Raw genomic sequence first — 24,110 nt, 5'->3', positions numbered from 1 at the left:
GGCTAATTGGGGATAAAAAGTAAAATTATTCTTTAGAAAAATTTGAATTTTTTAAGATATAGTCAATTTCTTCTTGGGCTGCAGCATGTAGTCGCGCACGAAAGATCGTTACCGCCTGCTCAATTTGAGTTTCGGCTTCTAGCTCTAAACGCAAACGTACACTTTCAAGTTCAGAAACAATTTGATCATCACTTACCGCAGTTGCGGCTTGATTAAAAGTCACTGCAGGTAATTCAGGATTTTGCTCATAACGTGCAGTATAGTTTGAAATTTCCTGATCCAGACTTTGACGCATCAACTCAAGTGCTTGAGTTTGTTCTGCAAAGCGTTGCGCTTCATCTTGCTGTAGCTGTGCAGCATAAGCGGCTTGTTCTGCACGTTGCTGTTCTAATTTGAGTTCGAGTGCCAATTGGCGACGTTGCCGTGCTTCTTCAATCAAACGTGCTTTCAGGTCAGCATAGGCTTGTTCAATTTTTTCCTGTGATTGTTGCTGAGCGCGCTGATCTTCTGCAATCCAGTTGTGTAATTGCGTTTCAGGTTGCAAGACCTCACAAATTCGATGCAGATCATCCATAAATGTCTGGCGCACAGCCTGAGGCGCGGTTAACCAGCGCTGTTTAAAATCTGAGCCGACATTTAAAGTCACCGCATCTCTCCTTATTTTGAGCAGTATTTTTAAAAAAACGTTTTAAAATTAAAGCTTAAACGTCTGTGGTTCTATGCCCAAACGTCGATATTGTTTAAATTTTTCACGTCCAAGCACTTTAGCTGCTTCGTGATTTTCAATAATCTCAATAATGTGACTAAATTTTGCATAGGCTTCAAGTGCCTGACTGTTAAAATTAAACACAATCCAGTCCGATTGCTGCGGTAATTCGGCAGAAATACATACGCTGGCCTGTGTTTGGTTAATGCCATGTGGAATAAAGCTGCTGGCATCAAAACTCCACAGACGCTCATCCAATATTTGCTGTAACTCTGGATCAGGGCAATGCAGCCAAATGCGTGCCTGCTGCCGCAAAATTTTGCGGCATAAACGGCAAGTGCTTTCCACTTGCCGTTCAGGACTTTTTTCAAACAAATAAAAGCTAACTTTAGCCATTATTGCTTGCACGTTGTGCGAGGAACTGCATCAATAACGGTACAGGACGACCTGTTGCACCTTTATTGCTGCCTGAATTCCATGCAGTGCCTGCAATGTCTAGATGCGCCCAGCGATAGTCACGGGTAAAGCGTTGCAAGAAGCATGCTGCAGTAACTGAACCTGCTTTAGGCCCACCAATATTGCCAATATCGGCAAATGGTGAATCCAGTTGTTCTTGGTAATCGTCAATCACGGGCATACGCCATACACGGTCAAATGCAGTGTGTCCCGCAGCATCCAATTCCGCCGCAAGTTCATCATCTGGGGTAAACATGCCTGTCAGTACCGAACCGAGTGCAACCACGCAAGCGCCTGTTAAAGTCGCAATATCAATCACCAAAGCAGGGTTGAAGCGTTTCACATAGGTTAGGGTATCGCACAGCACCAAACGACCTTCGGCATCGGTATTTAAAATTTCGATGGTTTGGCCGCTCATACTGGTCACAATATCACCCGGGCGAGTGGCTTTGCCTGACGGCATATTTTCTGCAGCGGCAATCGTGCCGACCACATGGATAGGTAAACGTGCTTCACACAGCGCGCGCATGGTGCCTAAAACTGAAGCAGAACCACACATATCAAATTTCATTTCATCCATCCCTAAGCCGGGTTTGAGTGAAATGCCGCCTGTATCAAAGGTGATGCCTTTACCAACCAATACCACAGGTGCTTCATCACGCTGTGCTTGGTATTCGAGGCTAATGATGCGTCCTGGACGGTCTGAACCCTGACTGACTGCAAGGAAAGCACCCATGCCCAATTCCGCTATTTCTGCTTCATCTAAAATGGTGACTTTGAGTAGGTCTGGATATTCTGCCGCAAGTGCTTGGGCTTGTTCTGCCAAATATTCAGGGAAACAAATGTTGCCCGGACGGTTGCCCAAGTCGCGTGCCATGTTTTGCCCCGATTGCATGGCTTCAATCAATTGAAGTTGATCTGCGCTGAGTGGGCTGTTATTGGCAATGAAATGGATTTGTTCAAGCTGAAATTCATTCTTTTTGCTTTTGTATTCATCAAAAGCATAGGCTGCTTGGGTCAGGCTGAGTGCAAATACATAATGCAGCTCGCTAGGCAGGGCAGACAAGTCAATGCTGATCTGTTTAAATTTTTTTTGTGAAGATTTGATAATGCTTTGTGCAATTTTTGCCAGCTTTGCGGCTGGTAATTCTTCGGTTTTACCCAAACCGATCAGGTTGCTATTGGCGCATTCAGCAACGCTAGCCACCAAACTTAAACTTTCATTAAAGCCTGCTTTAAATTGTGTCGCTTGAATAATGCTGTCTAAATCCTTGATTTGATAAGCAGCAGTTGCCTGTGGCACCTGTTCTGCAGCCACTAAAATTGACAAAGATTCACTCGCGCTGTGTTCTTGGAATGCGGGACTTAAGCTAAATTTAATCACTGGATTTTATGCCTATCTAAATGTGCAAACTATGCAACCATTGAAACATTTTTATGCGTCGAGTTTCAATGTATAACAAGGCGATAGGTTTTATATTTTCAACATTCAGGTAAACTAACGCGAATTGGATTCCCTCACATTTTGGAAGAAATAATTTGATTATTCGGCGTTATTTGGTCAAGCAAGTTGTGTCGACATCCTTGGTTGTGATTGCCTTACTGACTTTGATCATGATGGGTGGTCGCTTGATCAAGTATTTTGGCGTGGCGGCACAAGGGCGTCTGGATGCGAGTATTTTATTCAGCATCATTGGCTATCGCTTGCCTGAATTTTTGACGCTGATCTTACCTTTGGGTTTCTTTATTGGCTTGATGTTGGTATTTGGTCGTTTATATGTCGACCATGAAATGGCAGTGCTCAACAGCAGTGGCGTGAGTCGGCATCAATTGGCACGTTTATTGGTGCCAATGACGCTGGTATTTCTAATTGTCCAAGGCTTTTTAATGCTGTGGGCATCACCGTGGGGACTGCGTCAGTTTGAAGCATTGACCACCAGTCAGGCAGTACGCACAGGTTTTGATTTGGTGCGACCCAAAGAATTTATTTCTTCAGGGCCATATACCATTTACGCAGGTGATCTATCTGAAGATCGTAAAAACCTGAAAGATATTTTCTTTTATCAACGTGCAGAAAAAGCAGGTCGTCCTGATGTCATGATTCTGGCAAAAGAAGCGACACGGGTAGAGCTGGAAAATGATCCTGCCAATGTGGTGGATTTGGTCGAAGGGCGTCGTTATGAAATATTTCCGGGCACAGCCAAATATTCACAGGCAGAATTCCAAAGTTATCGTTTACGTTTAGAGAATGACAAAGAAGCTAAATTTGAAAGTGCCGAAGTAGAAGCCTTAACCACCTCGCAACTTTGGAAAAACCGTGCAGACCCTGTGGTCGCAAGTGAACTGGGATGGCGTATTTTTGTGCCTTTTGCGATTGTGGTGGCGTTGTTTTTAGCCGTGGCATTGTCAGAAGTTAGTCCGCGTCAGGGGCGTTATTTAAAACTGTTTCCTGCCTTGTTAATTTTCGCCAGTTTGATTGTGGCGCTCATGGCGGTTAAAACCCGTATCAGCAAACAAGAAATGGGCATGATTGCTTATCCGTTGGTGTTGTTGGCTTATGCGATTGCGGCAGCCTTGTTCTCACGTAAACAAAAACTAGCACCTAAAATTAAGCAGCAAATTCAGCGAGTGAGGTCTTAAGATGTTGGCACGTCGTATAGTTGCAAAACACGTCACCAAGACCACTGCACTGGCTATGTTTGGTGCAACGGCAATTTTGTCTGGTTTGCAGGTGTTGTTTACCTATTTAGGCGAATTGGGTTCACTCAATGAAAACTATAGTGCATGGCAGGCATTGCTGTATGTATTGTGGGGTGCGCCAAATTATCTCTATGAAATTTTGCCGATTTCTGCCTTGATTGGCGCAGTGTTAGGCTTGGGTACGTTGGCATCCAACAGCGAATTGATTGTGATGCGTTCTGCAGGGATTAGCCTGTGGCGTATTGTGGGATGGGTGATTCGTTCCGCCATGGTATTGGTACTGCTGTCTTTTGTGCTCAGTGAATGGGTGATTCCATACACCAATGAACAAGCCAAAAGTGTTAAAAGTCACCGTAGCGTCGCTGAGCTGGGTGAAGTTCGTGGCTATTGGTCGCGCGAAGGCAATCGTTTTATTTATATTGACTACGCCAATGCCCAAGGGCAGCTCAAAAATGTACAAGTGGTCGATTTTGATGATAACTATCGCTTGCGTGGTACATTGTCTGCAGATCAGGGACAGTTTGTTAAAGACGGTAGTTGGTTGCTCAATCAAACTGAACAGATGGATATTTTGCAGGCGGGCAACGCGACTTTAGCTAAAAACAGCGAACAGGCTTTGGCTTTAGCATTGCAACCGAAATATGTGCACATGGTCACCATCGACCCTGAAGATTTATCCCCAAGTCAATTGGTCAGTTTCATGAGTTATATGCATGAATACAGCCAAGTACCCAAAACCTACCAACTGGCGTTCTGGCAAAAACTTGGTGCACCCTTTGCGCTGATTGCTTTGGTGGTGATTGCTTGCTCCTTTATTTTTGGGCCGTTACGTCAGCAATCTATGGGTTTCCGTTTGGTGATTGCTTTATTTGTCGGCTTAACCTTCTTTTATTTACAGGATTTCTTGGGCTATGCCAGCTTGGTCTATGCACCATCGCCTGCGTGGTTCGTATTTATTCCTATTATTCTGATGTTTGTCATCGGCGGTTACTTACTGCATCGTGCGCGTTAAGTGCGGGCCGATGCTGCTGCTTTTTCCGTATGATTGGGTAAACCTATCTGAATCAGTGGCGGAAACCATCTTCTGAACATAGAGTCTTGACGCAAAATTCGTTAAGATAGCATGATTAATTTGTAGACGAAAAAGAGTATTGATTATGGCGGATGCAACTGCTGGCAAAATCCCTCACGTATTGGTGATTATGGATGGTGTGGGTCATCGCGAAGCGGTCGAAGACAACGCGTTTTTAGCAGCGAAACGACCAAATTTGACTGCTATGCAGGAAAAGCATCCGCATGGTTTGATCTCTGGTTCAGGTGAAGATGTGGGCTTGCCAGATGGTCAAATGGGTAACTCTGAAGTTGGTCACATGAACTTGGGTGCAGGACGTGTGTTGTACCAAGACTTTACCCGTATTACCAAAGACATTCGTACAGGCGCTTTCTTTGAACATGAAGTGTTGGTCGATGCGGTAGAAAAAGCCAAAGCAGCCAACGGTGCAGTGCATCTGCTTGGTTTATTGTCTGAAGGCGGTGTGCATTCGCATGAAGATCATATCGTGGCGATGGCAGAATTGGCATTAAAACGTGGTGCAAAAGTTTATCTACATGCCTTTTTAGATGGCCGTGATACGCCACCAAAAAGCGCGCAGCCTTCTTTGGAAAAACTGGACGCATTATTTGCACAATATCCAAATCAAGGTCGTATTGCCAGCCTGATTGGTCGCTACTATGCGATGGATCGTGACAACCGTTGGGATCGTGTAGAACAAGCCTATCGTCTACTTACCGAAGGTGAGGCAGTACGCACTGCGGCAACTGCGGTTGAAGGCTTGGCAGCGGCTTATGCGGCAGATGAAAGCGACGAGTTTGTTAAAGCCACCCGTATTGGTGAAATTGCCAAAATTCAAGATGGCGACAGCGTGGTGTTTATGAACTTCCGTGCTGACCGTGCGCGTGAATTGACCAAAGCTTTTGTGGAACAAGACTTTGCTGGTTTTGAACGTAAAGTTGTGCCGCAATTGTCTAAATTTGTGATGCTAACCCGTTATCAAGCCAGCATTGCTGCACCAGTGGCGTACATGCCAGAAGATTTGAAAAACTCCATTGGTGAATATTTATCAGACTTGGGCAAAACGCAATTGCGTATTGCTGAAACTGAAAAATACGCACACGTGACGTTCTTCTTTAGTGGTGGCCGTGAAGATGAATATCCGGGTGAAAAACGCATCCTGATCCCATCGCCAAATGTAGCAACCTATGACTTAAAACCTGAAATGAGCGCTTATGAAGTGACTGATGAACTGGTTGCAGCCATTAACTCAGGTGAATATGACTTGTTGGTGGTGAACTATGCCAATGGCGATATGGTCGGTCATACTGGTGTGTTTGATGCAGCTGTCAAAGCAGTTGAAGCGGTAGATACCTGCTTAGGTCGCGTTTATGAAGCGGTGATGGCGAAACAAGGTCACATGATTATTACAGCTGATCATGGTAACGTCGAGCAAATGCAAGACTATGACAGTGGTCAGGTACATACTCAGCACACCACTGAATTGGTGCCATTCATTTATGTAGGCCCAACTCAGGCCACCATTTTGGAAGGTGGTGTGTTGGCAGATGTTGCACCAACTTTATTGAATTTGATGCAATTGCCAGTGCCAGCAGATATGCAAGGTCGCAACTTAATTCGCTTACAGGCATAACCCTCGATACAGGTAGATGATGGAATGACGGCTCACAAAATTTATGCGGTTGTGTTGGCAAGCGTGTTGTGTGCCAGTCATTCGAGTGTTTGGGCTGCGCCAGATTGGGAGTTAGATGGCCCTACACTACAACAGGACTATGTCGATGTGCCTGTAGAGTCGATACAGGAATTTGTACAAATCTATGGCATTGTCAAAGACAACTATGTGACTGAAAAAAGTGATGATGCCTTGTTTCAGCAAGCCATTCGTGGCTTGGTGAGCGGTTTAGACCGTTATTCACGCTATTTAACTGCTGAAGAATATAAACAACTTTTACAATATACCGAAGGCGACTTGGCCTCGGTTGATTTTACTTTGCGCTATGACGCTGCCCAGCAACATTGGGTCATTCAAAATTTAAGTGCCAATGCCGACTCGGCTAAACAAGGGCTGAAGAATGGCGACAGCCTATTTAAAATTGATAACCAAGAACTGAAAAAGCTGAGTGCAGATCAGGTCAATAACCTGCTCACAGGCTCAGTGGGATCGACTGTAAGCGTACAACGTGCAGCCAATCAGCCTGAAATTATGTTGGTACGCAACAAAAAAGTAGAAACCGATATTCAGGCGCAGATGCTTTCTAATCAGGTCTTGTTGTTAAAAGTACGTGTGTTTCAGCAAGACACCGCCAATGAAATTAAACGCTTAATTGAAGAACATAGCACGCCACGCTTAAAAGCCGTATTGATTGATCTGCGTAATAACCCAGGAGGCTTACTGTCTGCTGCGGTGGAATCTGCCGATTTATTTTTAAATCAGGGTGTGATTGTATCGACCAAAAGTCGTTCTGAAGGCGATCAACAATTTCAGGCGTTACCTAGCTTTGAATTTCAAAATTTAAAAGTCGGAGTACTGATTAATCATCGCTCTGCATCTGCGGCAGAAGTCTTTACCGGTGCTTTAAAAGACCATTCACGCGCTTGGGTGATGGGCGAAAAAAGTTATGGCAAGGGGGTGGTGCAAAAGCTGTTCCCACTTAGCGATGGTGCTGCCTTACAAATGACGGTTTCGCATTATTACACCCCACGCGAGCAAATGATTGAAGGGGTTGGGATTCAGCCGAATCAGCAATATATTCAAAGTCCTGAAATGAAAGAAGAGGCTTATCTTGAGCATGTGGCAGATTTACTGCTGAGCCGCCGTTAAGTCTCATCTGAGTAACACGTATTTTTAGACAGTCTTCATTGTTTAGCGTTTACTCATCTTCAGTATCTAATCCAAACTTTTTCAGACGATAGCGCAAAGAACGGAAAGACATGCCCAATTTTTTTGCTGCCAACGTACGGTTCCAGTGGGTCAGGTGCAGCGCATTCAGTAAAATGTCTTTTTCTACTTTTTCCAAGTAGGCTTCTAAACCTTCTTCAGGCAGTTTGCGTCCTGTCAGCAATACATCTGTCACGATCTGCTGTGGTGTTTCTGCTGTAGGTTGTGGTTCAGTGGTTGCTGTATTGCTCATACTGAATTGGCGCAAGGGTGCGGTTTGTAAGTGTTTGAGATCAATAACATCATCATCACTCAGGGTAATGGCACGTTCAATAATATTGCGTAACTCACGCACATTACCTGGATAGTACTGTTCTAATAAAAATTGCTGGGCACGAGGTGTCAGTTGTTTGGCAGGAATGTCCCATTCTTGTGCAACTTTTTGAATGAAGTGGTCTGCCAATAACAGAATATCTTGTCCACGTTCACGCAAGGCAGGCAAGACCAAATCCATCACGTGAATACGGAAGAATAAATCCTGACGGAAACGTCCTTGCTGAACCAAACTTTCTAAGTCCTGATGACTGGCGCTGATCACTCGAAAATCGACATCAATTTCACTATCTGAACCCACAGGACGGATGCGCTTTTCCTGAACGGCACGCAGCAGTTTGACTTGCATGCTCAGTGGCAGTTCGGCAATTTCATCTAAAAATAAGCTGCCACCATGTGCAGATTGAATCAGACCTTGTTTGTCTTGAGTCGCTCCTGTAAAGCTACCTTTTTTGTGTCCAAATAGCTCGCTTTCCATGAGTTCGGTGGGGATTGCACCACAGTTAATTGCAATAAATGGTCCTTCGTTGCGATTACTTAAACGGTGAACCAAATTGGCGACAACTTCTTTCCCCGTACCTGATTCGCCTGTAATAAATACAGGCGCTTGCGAGCGCGCAATTTTTTTGATGGTGCTGCGCAATTGCTGAATAGGCAAAGATTGCCCAATCAACATTTTATATTCAAGCTGATCTTGGCTGTGATGATCGGTGGTGTCGAAAGGTTTATTCAGTGCTTTTTCAAGGAGTTGCTGTAAATGTATTTGATTGACAGGCTTGCTGACAAAGTCAAATGCACCTGCTTTTAAAGCAGCAATCGCAATATCCATATTGCCGTAAGCGGTCAATACGGCAACAGGCACATTCGGATATTGTTCGGAAATCCATTCAACCAGTTGCAAGCCATTGCCATCGGGCAGGTTTAAGTCGGTTAAGCAAGCATCGTACTGATGTTCTGCTAATAACTGCTTGGCTTGCACTAAACGATACGCGACATGGGTTTGAATCCCCATACGTGCCAAAGTCATCTGCATGAGGGTACAAAGGTCTTCTTCGTCATCGACCAATAAAACCAAAGGTTGAACAGCGTGCATATTTTCCCCAAAACCACACAAAATTAAATCAAAACCACAGCAACAAGATTGATCCAATATCAATCGCGTTTATTCAATGGCACGTAGACATTTCATCCTGAAACATGCGCCTTGTTCTTGTTCTACATAGCTCAGCTTGGCTTGATTCGCCTCGCAAAAACTATGCGATAGATACAATCCTAAACCAGTTCCATTGATTTCGGTACTGAAAAATGGCTGGAACAGATAGAGGAGATCTTGACTGGCGACACCTGCACCAAAATCCCGCACATCAATATAAATATAAGTTGTTTGCGGGTAGACCGTAATCTCAATGGGCTGCTGTGCAGCATTGTGTCGAATGGCGTTACGAATCAGGTTAATCAGCACTTGGCGAAACTGTGATTCATCAAACTGGATGCTCAGTGGTTCGGTCAGTGTAAGCTGAATTTGACTCGCTGCATCAGGTAAATCTTCCTGAATGAATTGTGGCAAAAATTGATTGAGCTGAATCGCGACAGGCGTGGTTTGTTTATTTTTGACCATACTCAGCGTGTCGTGAATAATCTTATCAATCCGTGTCGCTTGTTTGCTGATCATGTCCGACAGCAATTGTTGCTGTGCAGCATCACTGCCTGTAAATAAATTGTTGGCTTGTACAATGGCTGCCAACGGGTTGCGAATTTCGTGCGCAATACTGGCAGAGAGTTGTCCTAAGGCGGCTAATTTGAGTTGCTGGACTTGCTGATTGATTTTACGTCCATCCTGCAGCGCCAATAAAGTCAGCGTTTGATGTGGCACTTTGAGTTTTTGTACCTGAATATGCACATGAAAATGACTTAGTTGCGACTCGAATTGAAATTTTTCTCCATCTTGCAATTGATCAAATTTGAACAGATCAAATAAATCGGGCTGAATTTTATACAATGGATAGGTCGCGTGCGCATATTTAGGATGAATCCCCAACAGATGACAGGCTGCAGGGTTGCTGAGGACGACATAGCAATTTTCATCTAAAACCAAATAGCCCATTTCGGTTTGTTCTAAAATATAACGGTTGATATTTTGTAGGCGGTTTAATTCCAAAGATTGCGAAAAATTTAGATTTTCTAAAATTTGGAAACGCCGTACTGCAATACGTCCACTGCCATAAACCACCCAAAATAAAAATGCCAATAGCGCACTTTGACCAATATTATTTAGCGATGAAAAGTCCAGCAAACTCCCAACAAAGTGTTGGTAAATCACCATAATCATCGCGATGAGGGTAATGGCTAAGGCTTTACGCTTTTGCAGCAAGAGTGATGCTGCAAAAATCGTGATCGCAAACAGCAGACTTAAATATAAATTAGGGCCATCGCTGGCAAAAGTCAGGCTACTGAGCGCGATAATATCGACTGCAAAAAACAGGGTCAGTTGTTGCGTGCTTTTAAAAGGAATATATTTATAGCTGATCAGTTGCAGGCAGCTAAAAATAAAATAGCAGACCAAGGTGTATAGATATAAACCCGGGTGCTGATATTGTGTGCCAAGCTGCTGAAAGGTGAGTAGGGTAATCAGCAGCAAACAAAAGGCAATCAGCAGTCGGTAAGTACCATACCACATGCCAAGATGATACTGATTTAACTCAGAATGTTGTTTTAAATCTGGCATATCGTAAAGGTCTTATTTGTGCATCAACAGCGTTGAAAATTTAGGGTTTAATCAGTCCATAACGAATGGCAAGGTGAGTCAGTTTGACATCACTATCAATATTTAATTTTTCAAAAATACGGTAACGATAGGTATTTACGGTTTTTACACTGACAAACAACTTATCGGCAATTTCCTGTGCGCTAATACAATTCACCACCATCATCGCCACTTGCATTTCACGTTCTGAAAGACTATCAAAAGGCGATTGTTGTGTGTCAGATAAGTATGAACTTGCCAGTTGTTCGGCAATGTCGGCACTGAAGTATTTACCGCCCTGCATGACTTTTTTAATGGCACGTACCATTTCACTGACAGGTGCGCCTTTGGTGATATAGCCTTTTGCACCTGCTTTCAGCAATAAAGAAGGGTAGGGTTCTTCTGCCAAACCACTCACCGCCAAGACCTTAGTGTCTGGTGCAGTTTGCAATAGACGACGTGTGGTTTCTACGCCTCCAATCCCAGGCATGTTCACATCTAACAACACCACATTGGGATGATGCTGACGCACTAAGGTAATCGCTTCTTCACCCGATTCAGCTTGTCCAATCACCTGCACATCGGCATGGTCTTCGAGCATACGGCAAATCCCAGTACGTACCAATTCATGATCGTCGACTACTAAAACTGTGATCACCTACACTCTCCCTTTGAAAAAATCATCTTTTTTGTTACATAAAGCAAAATTAGCTTGCAATGAAACGACAAAATTAGCAATGCTATTCTTAATCTAGAATGAAAAGTTCTGCACAATATGGTGTCAAAAACGATTCATTGTTGTATTTTTAAATGTAAGGCATATTTGAGGTAATACGCAAATGTATCTTACCTCCCTGAGTTGAGTAAGCAGTCGTGAAAAATTCTAAGAAGTCGTTCATGCATGTGCTGGTCGCATCTATGATGTTCAGCCTAAGTTCTGTCAGCTTTGCTGAACTTGTCATCAATCCTTCCTCTGGGAGCGACGGTCAGGCGACCTTAAGTTGGTCTTCGGAGCAAGCCGATCAATTCTTAAATGGTGATCTGGAAAGTACCAGTGCGAGCGCTCAGGCTGCGCCAGAGAGCTATGTTGCTGAACCTACTCCGCCAGGTTCAACGAAAATTACCACTACAGTGCGTAGTAGCAATGGTGTTGCACCTGCTTCCACTGCGCCTAAAACAGTCCGTATTTTAGATACCTCTGCTTATAGCAACCAACCATCAGTTAATGCACGTGCGGCTTTGGTGATGGATGCGCAAACAGGTGAAGTGCTGTATAGCAAAAATACCAATGTGGCATTACCTATTGCATCTGTGACCAAGGTGATGACTGCCGTGGTGACTTCTGATGCACGTTTGAATATGTCTGAACAAATCACTTTGCAATCGATTGATTTTGCAGGTGCAGCAGGTAAAAACTCAAGCTCAACTTTGCGTGTGGGCGACAAGTTAAACCGTGCCGAAGCGTTACTGTTTGCATTAATGAAATCTGAAAATCCTGCAGCAGCAGCGTTGGCACGTACTTATCCAGGTGGGAAAAATGCCTTTGTAGCCGCAATGAATGCTAAAGCGCGTGAATTGGGCATGCATTCTACCCGTTTTACCGAAGCAACAGGCTTAGACCCACGTAATGTATCTTCTGCGCGTGATTTGGGTATTTTGGTCAGCACCGCTTCGCAATATGGTTTGATTCGCCAATTCTCAACCACGCCAACCTATGACTTTAACTTGGGTTATCGTGTTTTAAAATCTAACAATACCAATGCACTGGTACGTAATGGTGGTTGGAATATTAATCTGTCTAAAACAGGCTATATCAATGAAGCAGGGCGTTGTGTGGTGATGCATACCACTTTGAATAACCGTCCTGCAGTGGTGGTGCTTTTGGGTGCAGATACTTCACAAGCACGTACCAATGATGCAACTCGCTTAATGAGTTGGGCAAGCCAGTTACCTAAACGTATTTAAGAGCACATTCAGCTTGGAGCGTTGAGTTATCAATCGTATGACTCAACTTCCGTTAAAGTTGCATGATTCCAAATACAAAAAAACCTGCTAATGCAGGTTTTTTTGATCACGATTCAAAACTTACATGTTTGAAAGGATAGAGTCTTTTACTTGTTGCATTGTAGCATCAATAGAGAGCATCACCGCATCTGCACATTGTTTCATTGCAGTGTCAGGATCTTTCAGACCGTTACCTGTTACGGTACATACAATCACAGAACCTTCTTTGATTTTACCTGCTTTGATGTCGCGCATTGCACCACCAATAGACGCAGCAGATGCAGGCTCAACAAATACGCCTTCATACATTGAAAGCATGCGTTGTGCTTCTAAGATTTCAGCATCAGTTAGCTCATCAAACCAACCTTCTGAATCGCGTACAACGGCTTTGGCATGGTTCCAGCTTTGTGGGTTACCAATACGAATTGCAGTTGCAACAGTTTCAGGGTTTTCTACAGGCGCACCACGTAAGAATGGCGCAGCGCCAGACGCTTGATAACCCACCATGATTGGGCGGCCTTCAGGGTTTGGACCTGTGAATTTGTCCGTTGCTGCGTCATAGACCACTTGCTCGAATTGATCGGCAGATTGGTTGGCAACCGCTTCGGTATAACCCATCCAGTGTGCAGTAATGTTGCCTGCGTTACCTACAGGTAAGCAGTGGTAATCTGGTGCACGACCTAACTCATCTACAATTTCATACGCAATGGTCTTTTGACCTTGTAGGCGGTAAGGGTTGATCGAGTTCACAATGGTCACAGGTGCTTGGTCAGCAACTTCTTTAACTAGACGCATACCATCGTCAAAGTTACCGCGGATTTGCATGGTGATGGCACCGTACATCATCGCTTGTGCCATTTTACCCATGGCAATTTTGCCTTCAGGAATTAAAACGAATGCTTTGATGCCTGCACGTGCAGCATAGGCAGCAGCAGCAGCAGAAGTATTACCTGTAGATGCACAGATAATGGCTTTTGAACCTTCTTCAACTGCTTTAGTAACTGCCATGGTCATACCACGGTCTTTAAATGAACCTGTCGGGTTTAAGCCTTCATACTTCACATAAATTTCAACATCTTTACCAATAATGCGTGGAATATTCTCAAGCTTAATCAGTGGCGTGTTTCCTTCGCCTAGAGAGATTGCACGTGTGGTTGCAGACACTGGTAAACGGTCACGATAACGGTCAACTAAACCAGTATAACGATTGGCATTCGACATGATGATGTTCCAATTGTGTGTAGAGCTTGGCAAGGGGAAATACTCCCCTTCACCCGATTAATTATCAAGCGATTCTAAACGAATTCGTACAATTTCGCCATGAATGGTTGGCAATGCTTGAATTTGTTGTAACGCTTCATCCATTTTCGATTCTAGGACTGGGTCAGTCAGAATCACGATAGGAATAAGGTCTTTTAAGCGTGATTGCTGCATGATGGCATCAATACTGATTCCCGCACGGCTTAAAATGGTGGTTACATCGGCAAGTACGCCAGTTTGGTCTTCGGCATTAATGCGAATGTAGTAACCCGTGGTCATTTCTTCACGGCTTAAAATTGGCAAGTCGGTTAAGGCTTCAAATGCCAATTGCGGAATTGTACCTGCGCCATCTTCGGTATAAGAAATGTCACGGACAATATCAACGACATCTGCAACTACTGCAGAGGCTGTTGGGCCTGCACCTGCACCTGCGCCATAATAGAGCGTTGGACCAACCGCATTGGCTTGTACCAAGACCGCGTTTTTCACGCCATTAACATTGGCAATCAATTCTTCTTCAGGAATTAAAGTTGGGTGAACACGCAATTCAATACCTTTATCGGTACGACGGGCAATCCCCAAGTGTTTGATGCGGAAACCGAGTTCTTCGGCATATTTCACATCTTGTGCGGTCACTTTGCCAATACCTTCGGTAAAGACTTTGTCAAACTGTAGTGGAATACCAAATGCACATGAAGCCAAAATAGTCAGTTTGTGTGCAGCATCAATACCTTCGACGTCAAAAGTCGGATCGGCTTCGGCATAGCCTAACTCTTGCGCTTCTTTCAGTACATCTTCAAATGCACGACCTTTTTCACGCATTTCACTTAAAATGAAGTTGCCTGTACCGTTGATGATGCCTGCCAACCATTCAATTTTGTTGGCAGCCAAACCTTCACGGATGACTTTAATAATTGGAATACCACCTGCAACCGCAGCTTCATAGGCAATTTGTACGGCATTGTCTTCAGCTGCTTTAAATAGCTCATTGCCGTGTTCTGCAAGTAGGGCTTTGTTGGCTGTCACTACTTGTTTGCCGTGCTTCATGGCTTCCATGATCACGTCATAAGCAGGGTGAATACCGCCCATCACTTCAACCACCACGTCTACATCGGGTTGACGGACAATGTCCATCAAGTCGGAGCTTTGCTTGACCGATTCAGGCAAGTTTAGGTCAGGACGCGGACGACGTGTTCCCACATAAGTGATTTCAATTTCACGACCGGTGCGACGTCTAATCTCAGCAGCATTTTCTTTTAATAGTTTAAGGGCACCACCACCCACAGTACCAAGACCGAGGATTGCCAGACGAACTGGTTTCACGTCACACTCCATATTTTAATAACTTTAAGCAAGCCTAGATCATAGCTAAAAAAACGCGCTGACTCTAGGGCAGATCTCACTTATCTTCACAGTATGAAAAAAAGTAAAATAACGCATAAAAAATCGTTATTTATATTGGCTTCATAGATGCTACGTCTTGGTGTATTGGGATGATGCAGCATCCACAGATCCGCTATTTTTATTTGTCTAAGCGCTTGATCAATTCAGCGGTAGACAGATAGCCGCCTAAATATACGCCTTCGGCATTATAAATCGCAGGTGTGCCATTGACGCCCATATTTAAGCCCAATTGATACTGAGCACGAACAGGGTTTTTACAGTTGGCAGGTGCAATTTGTGCGCCATTCATGACCTGATTAAAGGCAGCGTGACGATCTTCGCTACACCAAATTGCTTCCATAGCAGGCATGTGCTGTTCACCACGCGGCCAAGCAATGTAACGGACTTCAATGCCTTTACCATTCATTTCATCCATTTGTTCATGTAGACGATGGCAATATGGACAGCTGACATCGGTAAATACATAAATGACGTGTTTGGTTTTGCCTTTGGCAGGGAATACCAATAAATCTTCCTGTTTTAATTCAGCAAAAATTTTCTTGTTCACGCCTGCTTGCAGGTTTTCACTGACGTTATGTAGTTCTTTGTCACCTAAACGGATCACATCGCCCTGAATAATGTATTTGCCATCACTGGTGGCATAGACCGATGACATGCCTTCAAGACTCACCCAAAATAAATTTGGAACTTCAGTGGCTTTAATGTCGGTAATTTTGGCGTTGATACCTGCAGTTTTAAAATGTTGCTGCAAGGTTGTACTTAAACGCTGTTGTGCATTGCGTTCAATTAGGGTTGATGCTTCACCCGTTGCAGGCGCACTGGCGGTGAGTGTGGTTTGCTTTTTATCTTCATTGTTTGCATTTGAACATGCGGTGATTGCAAAAGCACTTGCCAGTGAACAGGCAATCAAAAGTGTCGAGCGGGTAAATGTCATAAACAACCCTTTCTTGTTGGCATAAAAAATAGAGCGTTAGCATAACAAAAAATATTCGTGATCGTTAGGGTCTGTTGCCATTTCATAAATGGCTTACGTTCATAGATGAAGTGTCAACAGACCCTATGCTTCTACGTCGTTTTTGTTTTTTTAAGCCCGTGGATGATGTTGGGCATGCAATTGCTGCATACGGATTTGTGCAACGTGGGTATAAATTTGTGTAGTGGATAAATCGCTGTGCCCGAGCAGCATTTGTACCACACGTAAATCTGCCCCATGATTGAGTAAGTGTGTGGCAAAGGCATGTCTTAACGTGTGTGGCGATAACTCGGCTTGAATGCCTGCTTGCAGGGCATAGCGTTTAATGGCATACCAAAAATTTTGTCGGCTCATAATGCCGCCATGCACCGTTAAAAATAGATAATCGGTGGCACTTTTATACAGTTGCGGACGCGACTCGGTTAAATATTTTTCTATCCATTCACAAGCGACTTGTCCCATAGGCACCAAACGCTCTTTATTGCCTTTACCTACAATTCGTAAATAGCCTTGTTTTAGGTTGATTAATTCTAAACGTAAATTCAGCAATTCCGTCACTCGTAAACCGCAAGCATATAAGACTTCAAGCATGGCACGATCTCGTAATCCGAGTGCAGTGTTGATGTCAGGAGCGTGAATTAAGGCTTCAACATCGGCTTCAGATAAATCTTTGGGTAAGGCACGACCTAATTTTGGGGTTTTATGCGCAGCAACAGGGTTGTCAGAGCGCAGTTTGTGCTCTCTTAAAAATTTATAAAAAGAACGTAGTGCAGACAGGCAGCGTGCAATAGAGCGGGGGCTTTTTTGTTGTTTGGTGAGTTCGATGAGTACATCTGAAATATCGTCATGATTCCATTCAGGCATGGGTTTGCTGACATAGTCACTGCATTGAATTAAATCGGACAGATAGGCATTGCGGGTATGCGGGCTGACACTTTGCGCGATTAAATCGTTGCGATAGCCTTCCAAAAAGCTCAAAGCTTCTGGAATTTGTATTGCAGCAGGAATACGAGGTTTTTTGTTCAGCATAGGAATCACAGACGAAATCACAAAATTAATTGAGAAATTCGATAATAAGCAGCGTTATTTTCTACTCTAATCCAATTCAGCAAGGCTGTCGATGTGATATAAAGCATTTAAATGTAAGTCGACCTTATTTGTTAATTGTTCTCATTTGCATGTTATAATATGCAAAATGGTATAGGAATTTCACGGTGCGTTTGTCAGAACTTAAAGCAAAACAAACAGCCATCATCCGTCAGGTATTACGTACTGCCGATGGTGGAACATCCCTTAGTGACTTAGTGGCAAACCGCTTAGAAACACTGGGTTTTGTGCCGGGTACGCAGGTGCAGGTGATTACCAAAGGTATTTTTGGTGGTGATCCAATCTTGATTCAAGTGGGATTTACCCGTTTTGCTTTGCGCAAAGTAGAAGCTGAACGCATTGAAATTGAACAAGGGGTGTCCGCATGAGCGATGCCTTACGTATCGCACTTGTAGGGAATCCAAACTGCGGTAAAACATCTTTATTTAACCATTTGACAGGGACACGTCAAAAAGTTGGCAACTACGCAGGCGTGACCGTAGAGCGTAAAGTCGGGCAATTCACCTTGCCTTCGGGACAGGCGGTGCTGGTGTTGGATTTGCCCGGAACTTATAGTTTAGAAGCCACCAGTCCCGACGAAGCCATTACTCGAGATGTGGTACAAGGCAAAATAGCCGAAGAAGGTCAGCAAGATGCCTTTCTTTGTGTCGTGGATGCCACCAACCTGAAATTGCATTTGGGCTTGGTTTTGGAAATGATTGCACTGGGTCGTCCGATTTTGTTGGTACTCAACATGATGGATGAGGCGCGTCGTCGTGGCATGCAAATCAACACGCAAAAATTGTCTGAGCGTTTGGGTGTACCTGTGGTGGAAACCGTGGCAGTGCGTGATTCAGGTATTCAAAACTTAATGCATGCCTTAGATCAGGGCAAATTTGCTGTTCCGCAGACAGAATTGACAGGCTTAACAGGCAGTCAGCATCAACGGATTCAAACCATTTTGCATGATGTGGTGCACTTTGTAGATCAAGAAGACAAACGCTCCGACTTCCTCGATAAAATTTTTTTACATCCTGTATTCGGTTTAGTCAGCCTTGCGGTGATGATGTTTGTTGTCTTCCAAGCGGTATTTGCTTGGGCTGCACCGTTTATGGATGGCATCGAAAGTTTATTTGGCTGGCTAGGTGAAGTGATTGGCGAAAACATTAGCCATCCCTTGCTGAACAGCTTGATTGTGGATGGCATTATTGCGGGCGCAGGCGGTGTGGTGGTGTTCTTGCCGCAAATTTTAATTCTGTTCCTGTTTATTTTAATTTTAGAGGAATCGGGTTATTTGCCACGTGCCGCATTCTTGCTCGATAAGCTGATGTTTAGCGCAGGTTTGAGTGGTCGTGCCTTTATTCCATTGCTGTCTAGTTTTGCCTGTGCAGTGCCAGGCATTATGGCAACACGTAGTATTGCTGACCCACGTGATCGTTTAACCACGATTATGGTTGCGCCGTTAATGACTTGTTCTGCGCGCTTGCCTGTATATGCCTTACTCATCGCAGCATTCATTCCCAATCAAACCGTATGGGGCATGTTTAATTTACAAGGTCTGGTCTTGTTCGGTCTGTATATGGCAGGCATTGTGAGTGCCTTGGGCGTATCTTTTGTGCTTAAATTTTTACAAAAAGATAAATCTGAGCATGTCTTGTTGATGGAGTTGCCTAGCTACCGTTTTCCAGACCTAAAAAGTGTTTGGATTGGTTTACTAGATCGCGCCAAAATTTTCTTAAAGCGTGTCGGTGGCATTATTTTTGCACTGTCGATTTTATTGTGGTTCTTGTGTACGTTCCCGCAACCGCCTGAAGGCGCGACCATGCCTGCAATTGACTATAGTTTTGCAGGGATGCTGGGGCATGTATTACAGCCAATTTTTGCTCCTGTGGGCTTTAACTGGCAGATCGTGATTGCCTTGATTCCTGCGATGGCAGCGCGTGAAGTGGTGGTGGCTGCATTAGGCACAGTCTATGCCTTATCTGCAGTGGATGAAGATGCCATGTCCCAAGGTTTGGCTGCTTTAATTAGTGGTGGTGGTGAACTGGGCTGGTCATTGGCAACGGGTTTATCGTTATTGGTGTGGTTTATTTATGCACCGCATTGTTTGGCAACTTTAGCAACGGTAAAACGCGAAACAGGATCATGGCGTACGGTCAGTATTATGACCTGCTATCTATTTGGTTTGGCTTATTTCATGTCATTCCTGACTTATCAAACGGCATCGTATTTGTTGGGTTAAGGCACATGCCTGACCTACAGGAGTAGATGAACATGGTTGAAATTTTAATTGTTGCTGCATTGGTACTGTGGAGTGCTGTAGTAGTCTTTAAAAAAGTCTTTCCCAAGACTTCTGGCGCAGTTTTTCTAAAACTCTCCAATTTCTGTACTGAAAAAGGCTGGCATGGCTTGGCCAAATGGCTAAAACCTGCAGCCGCGGCAGGCTGTGGCGGCAATTGTGGGTGTGATTCTCAAGATCAACCCGCAGAAAAGAAAGTTGAAGTTCAAGCGGTGAAGTGGAAATAGGCTTGTTTATTCACTTTAGCAATATTCTTTTTAAAAACCGTCTGCAATATGACGGTTTTTTTACGCACTGACACAAAAAAACTGCAGGAACTGCAAACAGAAAAAGCATTCAAAACAGCAAAGTGCTACTATTTTGTCTGTTTCAAAATTAGCGCACAAAATGGGGCAAAAATGTTAATACAACGTGGTGGATTAAAAGTCGTTGCAGGACTTGGTATTTCTGGTGTTGCAGCCGTTAATTTTTTACATCATCAGGGTTACCGCGTTGCTGTGACAGATTCTCGCCCCACACCCCCAGGGCATGACCAAATTCCTGCCGAAGTGGAAACCCGTTTTGGTCAGTTTGATCAGGATTTATTGTTGTCTGCAGAAGAAATTGTGATTAGCCCAGGGCTAGATCCAAAACTCCCTGAAATTCAGGCTGCGATGGCGCAGGGCATTCCTGTGGTGAGTGAAATTCAGATTTTACGTCGTGCGACCGACAAACCTATTGTGGCAATTACAGGGTCTAATGCGAAAAGTACCGTTACCACACTGATTGGTTTAATGGCAGAGCAGGCAGGCAAAAAAGTCGCGGTAGGTGGCAATTTGGGACGCCCTGCGCTGGATCTGATCAAAGATGATCCTGAACTGTATATTTTAGAACTCTCCAGTTTTCAGCTAGAAACCACCTCGAATTTAAATGCAGAAGTGGCGGTAGTGCTGAACATGAGTGAAGACCATTTAGACCGTCATGGCGATATGCTCGGTTATCACACCGCCAAACATCGTATTTTTCAGGGTGTGAAAAAAGTGGTGTTTAACCGTGATGATGCTTTGAGTCGTCCGTTGGTGCCAGATCAGACTCCTATGCAAAGTTTTGGCTTAAATGCGCCTGACCTAAACCAATACGGCTTATTAAAAGATGATGATGGCAGCATGTGGTTGGCACGTGGGCGTGAGCGTTTATTAAAAAGCACCGAGATGTATATTCAAGGCACACACAATATTGCTAATGCATTAGCGTGTTTGGCATTGGGTGAAGCCATTGGTTTATCTATGCACAGCATGCTGGAAACGCTGAAAACCTTTAAAGGTTTGGAGCATCGTTGTGAATTCGTCAAAGAATTACATGGGGTGCGTTATTATAATGACTCCAAAGGAACCAACATCGGTGCAACTTTGGCAGCTTTAGATGGCTTGGGTGCAGCAATTCAGGCACAAGGCGGTAAGGTTGCGATTATTTTAGGTGGGCAAGGCAAAGGGCAGGACTTCACTGCGCTACGCCAATCATTGCAACAATATGCCAAACTGGCAGTGTTGATTGGTGAGGATGCTACGAAAATTGAAACAGCAGTTGCGGGAACAACCCAACTCTTAACTGCAGATACCTTGCAACAAGCAGTTGAAATCTGCCAACAACATACACAAGCGCATGATGTGGTGTTATTGTCACCTGCATGTGCAAGTTTTGATATGTTCTCGGGCTATCCAGAACGTGGTCACAAGTTCGTTGCTTATGTCAACGCACTGGTATAACAACAATAAGGTGTGAGATATGGCTGGCTTTGCTCAGACAACAATCAATAAACTCAATCAGGTCTATGAGCGCTGGTTACCCAAACTGCCAGCGGAAGTGAATGTACGCAATGTACTGATTTTTAGCGTACTGGCGCTGTTATGTATTGGTTCAATCATGGTGGCATCGGCTTCTATGCCTTATGCCGAGCGCATGCATGAAAATGCCTTTCACTATGTATTGCGTCATGGCATTTCTATTGTGGTGGCATTAATCGCTGCCGTGATTGCCTATAGAGTGCCGCTGAATACCTGGTTTAACAACACCTTCTTTCTGTGGATTGTGACCATTGCCTTGTTGGCTGCAGTGTTGCTGGTGGGTACTGAAGTCAATGGTTCTAAACGCTGGATTCGGGTCGCAGGTTTTACCCTGCAAGCTTCCGAAGTCGCTAAAGTGATGATGGCCATTTTTACCGCTGACTATGTGGTGCGCCGTGCCGAAGAAGTGCGTAATAACATTAAAGGTCTGATTCGTCTTGCAGTGATTATGGCAGTCACGGTAGGTTTGGTGATTGCAGAGCCTGACTTGGGGGCGACCGTGGTGATTGCCTTGACCATGTTAGGGGTCTTCTTTTTAGCTGGTGCGCCATTAATTCAGTTTGGTATTGCCTTTGGCGCGATTATTGCCGCCTTTGTGTTTTTGGTGGTATTTGAGCCTTATCGTTTTGAGCGTTTAATGTCGTTCTCAAACCCGTGGAATGACCCTTTGGGTGTCGGTTATCAGTTGTCTAACGCCTTAATGGCATTTGGACGCGGTGAATGGGCAGGCGTAGGCTTGGGGCATAGTATCCAGAAAATGTCCTATTTACCTGAAGCACATACGGACTTTATGTTGGCTGTCTTAGGTGAAGAGTTTGGCTTTTTAGGCATTTTTGTGGTGTTGAGCTTGTCTTTTGCTATGCTGATTGCCTGCATTAAAATTGGTCATCGCGCCCTGAAAAACCAGTACTTACGTGCAGGATATTTGGCTTATGGCATCAGCATTATCTTCTTATTACAGATTATGGTGAATGCAGGCATGAATATGGGTATGTTGCCTACCAAAGGTTTGACTCTACCTTTTATTAGTTATGGTGGTTCATCGTTAATTATGTGTGCAGTGATGGTGAGTTTGATTCTGAAAATTGAAGCCAGCACGCATGAGATTAACCCTAGCCGTGAAGAATCCAGCTTCTAGAATTTATCCTTCTATTTCGCTTCTGGCTGAGCATGGTGCAAGACCATGCTTGGCATGACTGTTCCGCAGTGTAAGCACTTGACTGTAGTATTTTTTTGTTTAGACATAGGAAACAAGGGAATAAAAAATAAGGAAAAATATTGTCGTTGCTGTCTGAGTTCATAGCTACTGCGAGTGCGGCAAACGGGGCAGCTAAATTGACTTTTCTCGACCACTTTGGTTTTCGGTCCAACACCAAAAATAAAAAACATGACACAATCTCAAATGATCCATTTCAATTTGAGCATAACTGAATTTTAAATTTTATAAATAATAGCCGTGTAAAGCTGTGCCTGCAGGAATACGTGAAAGATCCCATTGCTGAATGGCTTGCGTAAGCATGCGTGCAGGGGTGTCTAATTCGACAGTGGCTTGATTTAAGGCAGTTAAAGCGGCTTGTAGCAGCTTCGGTGCTTGGGCTAAATCTAAAGCTTGTGCCAAGTTCTGTTTAGACAGTTTTTGCCCTTGTGCATTCATGGCTAAAGGCAGGTGCGTGTAGCTGAGTTTAGGGTAGCCTAACAGTTGCCCCAAATAGATTTGCCGTGCGGTGTTGTCGAGTAAATCTGCGCCGCGAACCACATGGGTAATGCCTTGCAAATAATCATCCACCACCACTGCCAGTTGATAATTGATAATGCCATCACGCCGTTTTAGGACAAAATCGCCCAAGTCCTGCGCAAGGTTGGAACATTGTTTGTCTTGCAGGCGGTCTTGAAAGCAAATCTCTTGGTCTGTGACTTTGACTCGAATCGCTTGATTGGCAAAATCTAAACCTAAATTGCGGCAAGTCCCTGCATAAATATGATTGGAGCCAAGCATTTTGCGGGTGCATTGACAGGCATAGACCAAGTCGCGTTGCTGCAATTGTTGCAACACGGCTGCATAGAGATCGAGGCGATCTTTCTGGAAAATAATTTCGGCATCCGGCTCAAATTGAAAGGCATCAATACAACGCAAGATATGATTTTCACTGCCAGGGTAAATGCGTGGGATGTCAGTATCTTCAATACGTACCAGCCAAGTGCCGTGCTGGGCTTTGGCATCGCAATAACTGGCAACGGCAGTAATGAGAGAGCCAAAATGCAAAGGGCCGGTTGGCGATGGCGCAAACCGACCTGAGTAGCGCGTCAGCGAAATATGATCTCGCTGCTGCGCATGGGGAGCATGCTCCGCTAAAGAATTTTCAACAGTCACAA

At 44.3% G+C, this 24,110-nt stretch carries 22 protein-coding genes; 10 read left to right on the top strand and 12 right to left on the bottom strand.

Annotated elements, in window-relative coordinates; genetic code table 11:
• Positions 1 to 25: 25 nt before the first annotated feature.
• Genes FTU58_RS03460 through FTU58_RS03450 form a run of 3 tightly spaced genes read right to left on the bottom strand, consistent with a single transcriptional unit; the run spans position 26 to position 2,543 of the window.
• On the bottom strand, positions 26 to 646 hold the full coding sequence (locus tag FTU58_RS03460; RefSeq protein WP_004975677.1) for a hypothetical protein: 621 nt from the start codon (positions 644 to 646) through the stop codon (positions 26 to 28).
• A gap of 48 nt (positions 647 to 694) precedes the next feature.
• Complete coding sequence (locus FTU58_RS03455) at positions 695 to 1,102, bottom strand: DNA polymerase III subunit chi (RefSeq protein ID WP_131260997.1); 408 nt, start codon at positions 1,100 to 1,102, stop codon at positions 695 to 697.
• Positions 1,095 to 2,543 (bottom strand): leucyl aminopeptidase, encoded by a 1,449-nt coding sequence (locus tag FTU58_RS03450; protein WP_180037725.1) that lies wholly within the window; start codon positions 2,541 to 2,543, stop codon positions 1,095 to 1,097. The genes FTU58_RS03455 and FTU58_RS03450 overlap by 8 nt, the downstream gene beginning before the upstream one ends.
• Positions 2,544 to 2,701: 158 nt before the next feature.
• Between FTU58_RS03450 and lptF the strand changes: the two genes are divergently transcribed.
• The 4 genes from lptF (at position 2,702) to FTU58_RS03430 (ending at position 7,755) form a co-directional block, all read left to right on the top strand.
• Complete coding sequence (gene lptF, locus FTU58_RS03445; protein ID WP_004975682.1) at positions 2,702 to 3,802, top strand: LPS export ABC transporter permease LptF; 1,101 nt, start codon at positions 2,702 to 2,704, stop codon at positions 3,800 to 3,802.
• 1 nt (position 3,803) lies between these two features.
• Complete coding sequence (gene lptG / locus FTU58_RS03440; RefSeq protein WP_004975683.1) at positions 3,804 to 4,874, top strand: LPS export ABC transporter permease LptG; 1,071 nt, start codon at positions 3,804 to 3,806, stop codon at positions 4,872 to 4,874.
• Between the two features lie 145 nt (positions 4,875 to 5,019).
• Complete coding sequence (gene gpmI, locus FTU58_RS03435; RefSeq protein ID WP_004975686.1) at positions 5,020 to 6,567, top strand: 2,3-bisphosphoglycerate-independent phosphoglycerate mutase; 1,548 nt, start codon at positions 5,020 to 5,022, stop codon at positions 6,565 to 6,567.
• A gap of 24 nt (positions 6,568 to 6,591) precedes the next feature.
• Entirely contained in the window at positions 6,592 to 7,755 is a 1,164-nt protein-coding gene (locus FTU58_RS03430; protein ID WP_004975690.1) for a S41 family peptidase, read from the top strand.
• Positions 7,756 to 7,804: 49 nt separating this feature from the next.
• On the opposite strand, the gene FTU58_RS03425 is transcribed toward FTU58_RS03430, so the two are convergent.
• The 3 genes from FTU58_RS03425 to FTU58_RS03415 all read right to left on the bottom strand — a co-directional run bounded on the left by FTU58_RS03425 (position 7,805) and on the right by FTU58_RS03415 (position 11,546).
• The gene (locus FTU58_RS03425; RefSeq protein WP_179988997.1) at positions 7,805 to 9,238 is read right to left on the bottom strand and encodes a sigma-54 dependent transcriptional regulator; all 1,434 of its coding nucleotides are present in this window, start codon (positions 9,236 to 9,238) and stop codon (positions 7,805 to 7,807) included.
• Positions 9,239 to 9,307: 69 nt separating this feature from the next.
• A complete protein-coding gene (locus FTU58_RS03420) occupies positions 9,308 to 10,870 on the bottom strand; it encodes a PAS domain-containing sensor histidine kinase (protein ID WP_004975700.1) in 1,563 nt (520 codons plus the stop codon).
• Positions 10,871 to 10,910: 40 nt separating this feature from the next.
• Positions 10,911 to 11,546 carry a response regulator gene (locus FTU58_RS03415; RefSeq protein ID WP_004975702.1) on the bottom strand — a complete coding sequence of 212 codons (636 nt, stop codon included), beginning with the start codon at positions 11,544 to 11,546 and terminating at the stop codon, positions 10,911 to 10,913.
• A 215-nt stretch (positions 11,547 to 11,761) separates the two neighbouring features.
• Here FTU58_RS03415 and FTU58_RS03410 point away from each other — a divergent pair, with 215 nt between their 5' ends.
• On the top strand, positions 11,762 to 12,853 hold the full coding sequence (locus FTU58_RS03410) for a serine hydrolase (protein WP_131260992.1): 1,092 nt from the start codon (positions 11,762 to 11,764) through the stop codon (positions 12,851 to 12,853).
• Between the two features lie 120 nt (positions 12,854 to 12,973).
• Here FTU58_RS03410 and thrC read toward each other — a convergent pair whose 3' ends face one another.
• The 4 genes from thrC to xerD all read right to left on the bottom strand — a co-directional run bounded on the left by thrC (position 12,974) and on the right by xerD (position 17,558).
• Positions 12,974 to 14,113, bottom strand: coding sequence for a threonine synthase (gene thrC, locus FTU58_RS03405; protein WP_004975706.1), 1,140 nt, complete (start codon positions 14,111 to 14,113; stop codon positions 12,974 to 12,976).
• Between the two features lie 57 nt (positions 14,114 to 14,170).
• Positions 14,171 to 15,475, bottom strand: a complete 1,305-nt coding sequence (locus tag FTU58_RS03400) for a homoserine dehydrogenase (RefSeq protein ID WP_004975708.1) — start codon at positions 15,473 to 15,475, stop codon at positions 14,171 to 14,173.
• 199 nt (positions 15,476 to 15,674) lie between these two features.
• Entirely contained in the window at positions 15,675 to 16,490 is an 816-nt protein-coding gene (locus FTU58_RS03395; RefSeq protein ID WP_004975709.1) for a DsbC family protein, read from the bottom strand.
• A 150-nt stretch (positions 16,491 to 16,640) separates the two neighbouring features.
• Positions 16,641 to 17,558: a site-specific tyrosine recombinase XerD gene (xerD, locus tag FTU58_RS03390; RefSeq protein ID WP_004975712.1), complete on the bottom strand. Its 918-nt coding sequence runs from the start codon at positions 17,556 to 17,558 to the stop codon at positions 16,641 to 16,643.
• Between the two features lie 185 nt (positions 17,559 to 17,743).
• Between xerD and FTU58_RS03385 the strand changes: the two genes are divergently transcribed.
• The 5 genes from FTU58_RS03385 (at position 17,744) to ftsW (ending at position 22,875) form a co-directional block, all read left to right on the top strand.
• Positions 17,744 to 18,004: a FeoA family protein gene (locus tag FTU58_RS03385; protein ID WP_004975713.1), complete on the top strand. Its 261-nt coding sequence runs from the start codon at positions 17,744 to 17,746 to the stop codon at positions 18,002 to 18,004.
• Positions 18,001 to 19,857: a ferrous iron transporter B gene (locus FTU58_RS03380; RefSeq protein WP_180062043.1), complete on the top strand. Its 1,857-nt coding sequence runs from the start codon at positions 18,001 to 18,003 to the stop codon at positions 19,855 to 19,857. The genes FTU58_RS03385 and FTU58_RS03380 overlap by 4 nt, the downstream gene beginning before the upstream one ends.
• A 32-nt stretch (positions 19,858 to 19,889) precedes the next feature.
• On the top strand, positions 19,890 to 20,141 hold the full coding sequence (locus FTU58_RS03375; protein WP_180062042.1) for a DUF6587 family protein: 252 nt from the start codon (positions 19,890 to 19,892) through the stop codon (positions 20,139 to 20,141).
• 171 nt (positions 20,142 to 20,312) lie between these two features.
• Entirely contained in the window at positions 20,313 to 21,659 is a 1,347-nt protein-coding gene (gene murD / locus FTU58_RS03370; protein WP_026438396.1) for a UDP-N-acetylmuramoyl-L-alanine--D-glutamate ligase, read from the top strand.
• Between the two features lie 19 nt (positions 21,660 to 21,678).
• Complete coding sequence (gene ftsW / locus FTU58_RS03365) at positions 21,679 to 22,875, top strand: putative lipid II flippase FtsW (protein WP_004975720.1); 1,197 nt, start codon at positions 21,679 to 21,681, stop codon at positions 22,873 to 22,875.
• Positions 22,876 to 22,886: 11 nt separating this feature from the next.
• Here the strand turns inward: ftsW and FTU58_RS03360 are convergent, their stop codons facing one another.
• Positions 22,887 to 23,126: a zinc-ribbon domain-containing protein gene (locus tag FTU58_RS03360; RefSeq protein ID WP_104852920.1), complete on the bottom strand. Its 240-nt coding sequence runs from the start codon at positions 23,124 to 23,126 to the stop codon at positions 22,887 to 22,889.
• Between the two features lie 52 nt (positions 23,127 to 23,178).
• On the bottom strand, positions 23,179 to 24,108 hold the full coding sequence (gluQRS, locus tag FTU58_RS03355) for a tRNA glutamyl-Q(34) synthetase GluQRS (protein WP_004975723.1): 930 nt from the start codon (positions 24,106 to 24,108) through the stop codon (positions 23,179 to 23,181).
• Positions 24,109 to 24,110: the final 2 nt, after the last annotated feature.

Origin of the sequence: Acinetobacter sp. YH12120, from assembly GCF_013418795.1 — a bacterium.
GTDB classification, from domain to species: Bacteria; Pseudomonadota; Gammaproteobacteria; order Pseudomonadales; family Moraxellaceae; genus Acinetobacter; species Acinetobacter towneri.
Note: the sequence above shows the minus strand (reverse complement) of the source record. Positions and strands in the feature narration are given on the sequence as shown.